Consider the following 9,658-nt stretch of genomic DNA (forward strand, 5'->3'; position numbering starts at 1 on the left):
GTTGGATGGAGAAACAGCTTGCGCGTGGTGATGTAACCGCGGCGTTCGATGTTTCCCATGATGGCCGCGTATGTCGCAGGGCGGCCAATGCCTTCACTCTCCAGCTTGCCAATCAGCGATGCCTTCGTATAGCGCTTTGGCGCTCGCGTCTTCATGGCGAGCACTTCGCCGCCAATTGGGTGCAGCAGCTGCCCGGCAGTAAGCTCGGGCACGGGGTTCGCTGCAGCGCCCTCCCCTTCTTCATGGTCGGCCTCGGCCGAGTCTTCCTGCGTTGCGGCGCCCATGAGAGCAAGCCAGCCCGGCTCAGCCAGCGTTTCGCCCTTCGCGCGATACCGGATCTGCTTGCCTTCGATCTGGCCGAGCAGAACGGCGGATCGAGTTTTGTAGACCGCGTCTGCGAGTTGGCTCGCAATGGCGCGTTGTCGGATCAATGAATACAGAGCTTGTTCTTCATCGCCCTGCCCTGCCCGCTCGACTTCCCAATGAGTCGGCGTGATCGCGGGGTGGCCTGCTTGGGCTGCGTCAGAGGTCTTGAACTTGCGCAGCTTCGGTGCCATCGCCCATCCATTGGCCTGGGCCAGGGCTGTGATGTGCGGGAAATCGTCCTCGCTGATGTTCGGGTTGTCGGTCCGGTGGTAGGTGATGTGCCCGCCTTCAAAGAGCCGCTGCGCAATCCGCATCGTGTCCTCTGGTTCGAACCCCAGCCTCACGCTGGCTGCTTGCTGCATGCCACTGGTAGCCAGCGGCGGCGCTGGCGCTCGCCGGCGCTGACCGTCCTCACAGCTTTCAACCGATACCGTTTGAACGGCGGCGATCCTCGCTGCCATATCGGCATCTTGAAAGTACGGGCGGTCCTCAGGTGCGAAGTCCGGCACCACTTCCCACATGGCATGCCAGTTTTTCGCGTCCGCGCAATTCCCCGGCTGTCCCTGGAAGTCCAGCCGGACATGGAAATGGCTCGTCGGCGTAAAGGCCGCAATCTCGCGCTCGCGCGTCACCACCAACGCGACTGCAGGGCTTTGGACTCGACCGGCTGAGAGGGTTGTGCCGCCGATGTTGGACAGCGCAGGGCTGACCAGATACCCCACCAGCCGATCCAGGACGCGGCGAGCTTCTTGTGCGCCGACCAGCTTGTAATCAATCCCCGTTGGTGCAGCCACTGCCTGACGCACCACGGTATCGGTGATGGCAGGGAAGCGGACTCGCTTGGCATCGCGGCCTAGCTTGAGTTCGCGCGCAAGGTGCCATGCGATGGCCTCTCCTTCCCTATCAGGGTCGGTGCCGATGTAGACATCTTGTGCCCTTTCGCACTGACTGCGCAGCCGCGCGACCACTGATGCGCCGCGTTCTGACAGTCTGTAATGCGGCTTGTACTGCGGCGCTTCAACGCCGATTTCTTTCTCTGGAAGGTCGCATACATGGCCGAGACTGGCGGCAACTACCCATTCCCTGCCGAGAATGCTCTGCAGCTTTTCCACTTTGCCTTGGGACTCGATGATGAGCAGCTTCATGGTCAAAACACCAAGGCCTGGGCTGCTTCTTCGTCCTCTCCTGCTGGTGGAGTTCCGAAGACCATTGAGGGGTCCGTTGTGGTGGAGCCTGCAGCGGGTGGTTTGGGGGTGGTCTTGGATTTGGCGCTCGCGCCCGGCTGAGGCGCTGCAACCGTGGCTTTGGCGGGCTGCGTGTCGGAGGCGGCTGGTGACGGTGCTACATCCTTGGGGTCCAGCTGGATCGCCGGGACCGCGTATCCCTGGGCAATCTTGATGCCGTTGGTGCTGACCTTCTGGACATAGCCGTTCTTGACGCCGCGCGCGAAATCGCCCGTGTTGTAGGCGCTCAAGGCTTTCATGAGGGCTTGTTGGCTCGCACCCTCCTTCACGCTTGCTCGGGTGAAGCCGTCCTGAAGAATGAGCGCTGCCGCGCTCAAGTTCTTACACACATCGAATACGTCCTCGACCGAGTAGCCGAGGCGGGCAAGGTTCTCGGAATTGATCTGTCCGAGACCCATATCGATGTTGAGTCCCCGTCCGATCAGATCCTTGGCCGTGGCCACGGCCTCGGCTTTGGTCGTGGGCTGGCGGGTGAGCTGCGCACCACCTTTGTTCACCCCGATGGCGAAGGGCTTAAAACCGCTCTCGGTTTTAACGATGGCGGCGAGGGTGTGCGGATGGACTGTAGGGGCGCACTGCTGAGCCAAATCTAGAAAATCCATTATGAACCTGAACTAATATATTTTTACGCTTAGCAAAATGGTCTGTTTTGCTTTGGCGCGATGATAAATATAAAAATCCAAATCCCAATGCCACGAGATTATTTATTGAGTTACGGCACGTTAAAAAAGTAATCCCATGTTGGCATTTGATGGAAGTCGGCGCACTCTGGTGGGTTGCCCTTACAAACCCATCTTTTTCCCTATGAGCCGTCGCCGGTATGCCGTCTTTTTGTCACTGCTTCATCAAGCCCGGATTGATGTTGGGATGACGCAAGGGGACGTGGCGCGCAAGCTCGGTGTTCCTCAGAGCTACGTGAGTAAGTGCGAGTCCGGTGTTCGCCGGATGGACGTCACGGAGGTACACGCCTGGCTAGATGCAGTCGATAGGGATTGGGTTACCTTCATGTTGGCCCTGGGCCGTGCGCTGGATGCACAAGGGATAGATAGCTTTCCGCCGTCTAGCTTCTGAGGCATTTTTCCCCCTGCGGGTGAAAAACCGGATGCCCCCGCCCTTGCAGGGCTTTCCGCCGCTCGCCTAACTCGGCTCGATCCCTTTGGGATTGCCCTGCGGGCACGGCTACAGGCCACCTTGCCCGCTATTGGGGGAAGTGCTGCGCACATCCCCCTGCCGCTGAGGCTTCCCCCTTGAAAGACAGCCAAGACGGCCGCAAGCGCCCACCTTGGCCAGGGGCAGGCCATGGTGCCCCGCAGCCCGCGCGCCTTGCGTGTGGGTTGTCCGGTAGGGGCCGGTGCGGAGCACTGCCGTGCGCCTTCGCGCACGGCACCCCGCAAGCCCGGACAAGGGCATGGCCCTGACATACCTACATCACAAATTCGAGTGTTTTGAGCCCTGGGATTTCGCGGACGCGAAATTGAACAGCCCTGTTTATCAGGGCGCGAAGGGGTGCGGCTGGGCGCTGGCCGTGGGGTGTCGCGGGTGGAGGCGGTGGGGTGTTGCGGCTGCTGGGTTACGCCGCGAGGCGGCTACATGGGGTGTCCCCCATACCCCAAGACCGGGGCGCGGCGGGCGTTTTGTGTGATGAAGAACTCCCGGAATGTGCGGTTAGAGGTTTACAAACTAATACACAATGTCAACCTAAATAGGTTGACGCTTAAAATGGTTTGACTATAATAGAGTCCATGGTGAACAAAGAAGTCATCATATGAACCTAAATGCATAGTCAAGCCAAAGCAAAGGAAATTTATGACAGTTCAATCGATTTTGACCACTGAGCAGGCGCAAATGTTGGCGTCTTATATGGGCTGGCCTCAGTGGTCTTCGCTCCAGTCATTGATGCATGGCGGGGAAGAGTCGGCGTTTTTCCAGGAAATTGCCACCAACCTTTCCCGCTGCATTGCCGACATGCCGGAGGTTGGTAGCCAGGAGGAAGCGGAGACGGTGTTTCTGCACTATTTCCTGGGCAACTCGGACGTGTGGGTTTTGGAGAAGGATGCCGCCGCTGGGGTGGAGCGCGTGTTTGCGTTCTCGCTGCTCAACGGTGATGCGCGCATGGCAGAGCTTGGCTACGTCGATCTCTCGCAGCTGATCCTGACTGGCTTTGAGCTGGACTTTCACTTTTCGCCAAAGCCTTTGGCTGAGGTGCGCGAGATTGTGCGCAAGCGCCTGTCCTTGTTCTGAATTTCAACCTGGCCCGCCCTGGGCCTTACGCAACGGAGTACGACAAATGGCCTCTTTGAACAAAGTAATGCTGATCGGCAACATCGGGAATGCTCCTGAGTGCCGCACCATGCCGAACAGTGATCCCGTGGCCCACTTCCGGCTGGCGACCAGCGAGGGTTGGACCGACCGAACCACCCGCGAGCGAAAGGAACATACCGAGTGGCACAGCATCGTTTGCTACCGCCAACAGGCTGACTTTGTGCGTGATTACCTGGGCAAGGGACGGCAGGTCTATATCGAAGGCCATTTGCGTACTCGCAAGTGGACGGACAGCCAGGGCATCGAGCGCTACAGCACCGAAATTCGGGCCGAGGTTGTGCAGCCCTTGGGTGCGCGCCCGGAGGGCTCTGCAGGTGGCTCCAGGCCTGACCAAGATCAGGCGCATGCGCCTCATTCATCGGGTGCCCTCCCCCCTGACGGGGATGACGACCTGCCGTACTGAGGACAAGGGCGGAAATTTCGCGGAGGCGAAATTTTTCTGACAACCCGTTTTGGTTGCATTCTGTGTTACACCCGCCCTACCCCTCTGCAATACCAACAAACTTTTAGTCGAGCCGAACATGAAAATTCTTGCGATTGCAAACCAGAAAGGCGGCGTCGGTAAGAGCACTTTGACTGTGCATCTAGCCTATGCAGCCATTGAGGCGGGGTTGCGCGTACTGCTGGTGGACATGGACAAGCAGGGCAGCTTGTCTCTGAGCTTCCCGCCAGCTGAGGATGCAGAACCCGGGTTGCTGGCTTCGCGGCTGTATGACGCTGCGCCGCCAAAGGAGGGGCCGGAATACATCAATGAACAGCTGGCGATCATTCGAGCTGATAACGCCCTGCTCTCCATCGACAAGGCTGAAAACGAAGTGATCCGCCGTCCTGGCCCAGCATTGCGCCAGTTCGCCAAGGACTTTGACCTCTGCCTGTTAGACACCCCTCCCCTGCTGGGTGTTCGGCTCATGGCCTCGTTGGCAGCGGCTGACTACGTTGTGACGCCCGTATCCGTGGGGTTGTACGAGTTGGCGGGTGTGGCCGACCTGCTGCAGACCATCCATATCGTCCGCACGCAGGGTTTCAATCCGCGGCTTCGCCACATTGGGATTTTGCCGGTCAAGACCAACAACCGCAGCACCGAGGAACGCGAAGGGTTGGCATCGCTTCGCGCTCAATACGGCTCAGCGATCCTGCCCGAGGTGCTGCCGGAGCGCGCACCCGTTCGCAAAGCGATCGCGCTGCGGCGGCCAGTATGGACGGCTACACGGGGTGAGGGTCACGCGAAGGCAGCGCAGGAATGGCGCGCGGCATGTGCATCAATTTTGGGGAGGATGGCCAAATGAACGCCAAGGCAATGACGAGCAAAAAGACGGGTAAGGGCGCCGCAACAGGTGCGGCCGTCAAGAAGGTAACTGCACCAGTGAAAGCCAAGCCAGCGCATACGAATGCGTTTGCAAATGCTGGCCTGATGCTGGGTGGTAGCAGCGCAATGGGAACGGGCATTGATGCGTTGTTTGGAAATACGGAAATGCCGGAGTTCGATGTAGACCTTGATGATGTGGAAATCGTTGGTCAGGTCCGGGAAGAATTCGAGAACGACGAACAGGGATTGGCTGAACTTGGGGCGAGCCTCGCCAAGATGCAGATTCAGTCAATTCTGTTGCGTGTCATGCCTGCCGGACACCCAAAGCCTTACCGGCTGGTGGCCGGGGAACGGCGGATTCGCGCGGCACGCCTGCAGGGTCTGACGAAACTGCGCGCTAAGGCCAAAGAGCTGACCGAAGAAGAAGCCGAGGATCTGCAGTTTGCAGAAAACACGCACCGCAAGAACCTGACGCAGATCGAGGAAGCTAAGAAGATTCAACGCGACCTTGATACCCTGGGTTCGGTCGAGGCTGTCCTCGCGCGCCATAACAAGGGCCGCCCGTGGCTGTCCAAGATGCTTTCGCTGCTGAACCTGCCAGAGCAGGCAAAGCGGCTGGTCAATGAATCCATCAGCGCTGACACCGAAGTAATTTCGACCGTTCGGCAAGTGGAGAAGGTGAGTCCTGAAAAGGCTAAAGAGCTGGTGGACGAGCTGAAGAAAACACGGGGCAAAGTGGATGCCCGTGCCAAAGCCCAGGCCGTGCGCGACGAGGTAAAGCCAAAGGCTCCCAAATCCCCCAAGGCTCCCCAAAAGGGTACTGAGCAGGTCGCTGGCACAACAGTAGCTCAAAAGGATGTGAGAACGCGCGACCTACTGCCCAGCGCTGGAACTGATGTTGATCTTCCCAGCCTGCTGGTGGACATTTACGAGCGCCTGGCTGTGGAGCACCAGCGGCCGGAAGAGGTTTTGGCAGAGCTTGGACCTGAAGAGAACAGGGCATGTATCGAAGCGCTGCGCCCGGTTTTCGACCAAGCGCGCAAGGCGGATAACGCCGGCCGCCATGTGTTCGCCGGGTTGCGCGCGGGCCAGTTTTCTACGGAGGGCGCCGGGGCCTTGCTGTTGGCCGCATGCATGTGTGGGCTGGAAGGCTCGTTCAGCAGCGAATTCCGCCTTGATGACGTGTTTGCTGTAGTTGTGTAATGGATGGCGCCGCCCTACAGGGGCGGCGCTTCAATGAGGAATTGAGTTGATTGATCTTTGGTCTACGTGGGGTGTTTTATGACACAAGGCGAGTTTGTTCCTGTGTCCATCCCTGAATTTGAAGCCCTGCAGCACTTGTTGCAACGCACTTTGAGTGCCGACCGCATCGCGGCCGCTCGCATGGTGATGGTGGACGGAAATTCGTATCAAGAGGCCGCAGACAAATTTGCAGTGACGCGGCAGGCAGTTTGGAAAACAGTTCAAAGGATGCGCGAAACCTTGCAGGTCTACAAGGAGGCTTGTGTGATCGAAGAAGCGGCGATTGAGCGGACCTTGCCGCGTGGCTGGAGACGTGCAACGATCACTGCGCCAGCTGCCATCGTTGAGCGTTCCCTGGCTGAGGCGCAAGCCGCGCATCAAGCGCGACTGCACCAAGTGGCCGAAGCAGGTGCGGCCTTACTTGCCACCAGTTCATTGCGCCGCAGAAGTACCGACTGGCAATAAAAAAAGCCCGGCAGGTGAGCCGGGCTGTTAAGTAGTCAAGCCAATGCATTTGCAGAGGCAAAAAAATTATAGCTGTCCATGGCCACCAAGAAGCAAACGGTTATTGATTACAGGGCAGGGCATGTCCCAGAATGGGTGCGCCGTGCGATTGATGAACAATTCGCCATCGAAGCCGAGGACGCGCGGCAGGCCGGAACGCTTGGCTATATGACCCGTGCCCTGGTCTTGGCCACGATGCCCTACAAAGACCCCAAGGCGGATGTTTTCACGCGCGTGAACGGGGACTTCAAGCTCCGTATCCTGGCTGGTTATGAGGGGGGTATTCCTTACGGCATTTATCCCCGCTTGCTCATGTCATGGGTCGCCACCGAAGCGGTTCGGAATCAATCTCCCGTCATCGAGCTGGGCGACTCACTGCGCCAGTTTCTGCGCGACGTTTTAGAGTTGCGGTCCGGGGGAGGGGAGCGGGGGACTTCCACGCGCGTTGCCGAGCAAATGAAGCGGCTCTTTGGTTCTCTCATCACCGCGCAAATGACGCGCGGAGCTGCTGGAGATCCTGGGTTCGTGTTGCGCAACGTGCTGATCGCTGATGGTCTTCACCTCGAAAACGAAGATGCCTTTGATCTTGATACCCCTGTGGACGGTGACGAACGGGCGATTTGGGTTCCTCAACACGAGCGCGACGCGGGCAAATGGAAATCTAGCGTTCGATTGAGCGCACCATTTTTTAGCGAGCTGATAGAGCATCCCATTCCCATTGACCTGCGCGCGTACAAAGCGCTTCGGGGGTCTCCGTTGGCGATGGATATCTATTCCTGGCTGACCTACCGAATGAGCTATACGGATAGACCGACAAGGCCGATCCGCTGGGAATCTCTGATGGGGCAGTTTGGATCGTCATTCAACACGGACAACATTGAGCAGGCTTCCAGAGACTTCAAAAAAGGTTTTCTGAAAGCGTTGAAGGCTGTGCAAATCGTGTACCCACTTGCGCGGCTAAAGGTGGAAAACAACGGGCTGGTGCTTCTTCCATCACCTCCACATGTTCCGCAGTTGCGCAAAGGCAAAGGAGGGAAGGGCGGTGCTGATGACGTCCAAACTTCCTTGTTCTGATTTTCGCCTCCGCGAAATTTGACGTTTTTTGACCTAGTTTCGATGTGATGAACAACTCCCGGCGTGTGATGAACAACTCCCGCGCGGTGCGACTTTTGCTCCCTCACAAGAAGGTTGTTTCATCTTGTAATGCATGGTCTAAGATGCCCCTCAACTCAGGAGCATCGAATGAGAGTTTGGTTGTACATCGCAGCAGCTTCGCTAACGCTACTGACTGCATGTGGGGAAAAAAGCGGTGAAAGTGCGCCGCATGCGGCTCAGTCTGGAGCAGCGGTCGAGGTCCATAAAGAAGCAATTCCCGAAAACGCGGAAATCGTTGCTCTCAACGGCTGCATCGGTCGTGCCGTCACCGTAGATCCCCCCAGCCTTGATGCACTTGCAAATTTGCAGAGCAAGATGCATTGCATTGAAAACTTCTTGAATACCTACAAGAACACGGCTCATTGGCAGAAGGCATACGACGAGCGCGCCCGGGCCATCGAAGATTCCATGGCCGTGATTACAGGGCTGAGCGTTTCGGCTCCCAAGGAAAGCTCAGGAGAGATTGGTGCTGCTCAGCGTGCTTTGATCGACCAAGAAAAATTCAAAAAGCTCAAATCGGAGAACTACTATTACGTGAAGAGAGCCATGGAAGAAATCACCATTTCGATCCACCATGCTCTATTTCGAGAACTCCGGGACAGTGGCGTCCAGATGGGAAATCCACAACAAAAAATTAGCGAAGCCAATCAAATGGCAAAGCAAACAGGAGTGTGGGAGACAAAGATTGGGGAGGCTAGTGAAGACGGCCAGTTTGTTGTGACGTGGTGGGCATCCGACAAATCTCCAATGTTCCTGATCGAAGGCTATGGGCCTACAGCGGTGATTTTGAAAATCGAAGACAGATATTTCGATGACAACGGGGTGTTTTCGCCTGGCTGCAAAGTCTACCTGGGGGTCACTCAGAAGAGGCTTTCATATGAGTGTCAGAAGTACCTAGCAGGGAACATGGGGCGCGAAGTCCTGGAGGCCATGAAATCACTCATCAAAGAGGACATGGAAAAAAAGGCGGGAAAAGTGAGTTGAAGCCCATCGTCAATGTGATGAACAACTCCCGCGCAGCGTGATAAAGACCCCCGCAACCGCGATGGACAACTCCCGCTCAGTGTGATGAAGACTCCTGTGAATTGTGAATATTCTGTTGATATCCTGTTTATAACGCCTGTATAAGTCAGGGTTATCCGTGATGAACAACTCCCGCAAACAAAAGCCATATAAATCAAAGAGTTAGCGTGCTACTGCTGAGTTATCCACGCTGAACAACTCCCGCAGATGTGATGAACAACTCCCGCGCCGATGCATGCCCATCTCATCTAAGTCGTTGTTCTCATTGAAAAAAACGCGATTTCAAGGCGTGCACCCTGTATTCCTTTCCTGTATTTAATAAACCTATAGGAAAAGGCACCGCCTCTTGGGGCTACGCCCCGCCGGCTCCTACGCGCTACGCGCTTCGCCCGCGCCTGCGGCGCTCCCACCCGGCATCCCCAGGGCTACGCCCTCGGCCTACGGCCTCACCCATTTAATAGGCCCCCTGAGGGGGCCAAACAGAACCCCCCAGCGG

General features: G+C 57.3%; 10 protein-coding genes. 8 read left to right on the forward strand and 2 right to left on the reverse strand.

Going from position 1 to position 9,658, the window contains the following annotated elements; translation table 11 throughout:
• Window positions 1-1,511: type IA DNA topoisomerase (locus tag DBR23_RS13120; RefSeq protein ID WP_199227701.1), on the reverse strand; the 1,511-nt coding region annotated here is incomplete at its 3' end.
• 2 nt (window positions 1,512-1,513) lie between these two features.
• Window positions 1,514-2,212: a lytic transglycosylase domain-containing protein gene (locus DBR23_RS13125; protein ID WP_108498544.1), complete on the reverse strand. Its 699-nt coding sequence runs from the start codon at window positions 2,210-2,212 to the stop codon at window positions 1,514-1,516.
• 202 nt (window positions 2,213-2,414) lie between these two features.
• Here DBR23_RS13125 and DBR23_RS32285 point away from each other — a divergent pair, with 202 nt between their 5' ends.
• From DBR23_RS32285 to DBR23_RS13170, 8 genes are all read left to right on the forward strand, one after another.
• The gene (locus tag DBR23_RS32285; protein ID WP_108498559.1) at window positions 2,415-2,681 is read left to right on the forward strand and encodes a helix-turn-helix transcriptional regulator; all 267 of its coding nucleotides are present in this window, start codon (window positions 2,415-2,417) and stop codon (window positions 2,679-2,681) included.
• 735 nt (window positions 2,682-3,416) lie between these two features.
• Window positions 3,417-3,851 (forward strand): hypothetical protein, encoded by a 435-nt coding sequence (locus tag DBR23_RS13135; protein WP_146191332.1) that lies wholly within the window; start codon window positions 3,417-3,419, stop codon window positions 3,849-3,851.
• Between the two features lie 46 nt (window positions 3,852-3,897).
• The gene (ssb, locus tag DBR23_RS13140; protein WP_108498546.1) at window positions 3,898-4,335 is read left to right on the forward strand and encodes a single-stranded DNA-binding protein; all 438 of its coding nucleotides are present in this window, start codon (window positions 3,898-3,900) and stop codon (window positions 4,333-4,335) included.
• 118 nt (window positions 4,336-4,453) lie between these two features.
• Window positions 4,454-5,218 (forward strand): ParA family protein, encoded by a 765-nt coding sequence (locus DBR23_RS13145; RefSeq protein WP_108498547.1) that lies wholly within the window; start codon window positions 4,454-4,456, stop codon window positions 5,216-5,218.
• On the forward strand, window positions 5,215-6,441 hold the full coding sequence (locus DBR23_RS13150; protein ID WP_158276459.1) for a ParB/RepB/Spo0J family partition protein: 1,227 nt from the start codon (window positions 5,215-5,217) through the stop codon (window positions 6,439-6,441). Before DBR23_RS13145 ends, DBR23_RS13150 begins: the two co-directional genes overlap by 4 nt.
• A 102-nt stretch (window positions 6,442-6,543) precedes the next feature.
• Window positions 6,544-6,945, forward strand: a complete 402-nt coding sequence (locus DBR23_RS13155; RefSeq protein ID WP_158276460.1) for a TrfB-related DNA-binding protein — start codon at window positions 6,544-6,546, stop codon at window positions 6,943-6,945.
• 78 nt (window positions 6,946-7,023) lie between these two features.
• Window positions 7,024-8,058, forward strand: a complete 1,035-nt coding sequence (locus tag DBR23_RS13160; RefSeq protein ID WP_108498550.1) for a replication protein RepA — start codon at window positions 7,024-7,026, stop codon at window positions 8,056-8,058.
• Between the two features lie 180 nt (window positions 8,059-8,238).
• The gene (locus DBR23_RS13170) at window positions 8,239-9,123 is read left to right on the forward strand and encodes a hypothetical protein (RefSeq protein WP_146191333.1); all 885 of its coding nucleotides are present in this window, start codon (window positions 8,239-8,241) and stop codon (window positions 9,121-9,123) included.
• Window positions 9,124-9,658: the final 535 nt, after the last annotated feature.

Source organism: Acidovorax sp. HMWF018 (genome assembly GCF_003061035.1).
GTDB lineage: Bacteria > Pseudomonadota > Gammaproteobacteria > Burkholderiales > Burkholderiaceae_C > Acidovorax > Acidovorax delafieldii.

Coding starts and splice junctions, on each gene's coding strand:
- DBR23_RS13125 (WP_108498544.1), bottom strand. CDS start 2,212: ATGGATTTTCTAGATTTGGCTCAGCAGTGCGCCCCTACAGTCCATCCG.
- DBR23_RS32285 (WP_108498559.1), top strand. CDS start 2,415: ATGAGCCGTCGCCGGTATGCCGTCTTTTTGTCACTGCTTCATCAAGCC.
- DBR23_RS13135 (WP_146191332.1), top strand. CDS start 3,417: ATGACAGTTCAATCGATTTTGACCACTGAGCAGGCGCAAATGTTGGCG.
- ssb (WP_108498546.1), top strand. CDS start 3,898: ATGGCCTCTTTGAACAAAGTAATGCTGATCGGCAACATCGGGAATGCT.
- DBR23_RS13145 (WP_108498547.1), top strand. CDS start 4,454: ATGAAAATTCTTGCGATTGCAAACCAGAAAGGCGGCGTCGGTAAGAGC.
- DBR23_RS13150 (WP_158276459.1), top strand. CDS start 5,215: ATGAACGCCAAGGCAATGACGAGCAAAAAGACGGGTAAGGGCGCCGCA.
- DBR23_RS13160 (WP_108498550.1), top strand. CDS start 7,024: ATGGCCACCAAGAAGCAAACGGTTATTGATTACAGGGCAGGGCATGTC.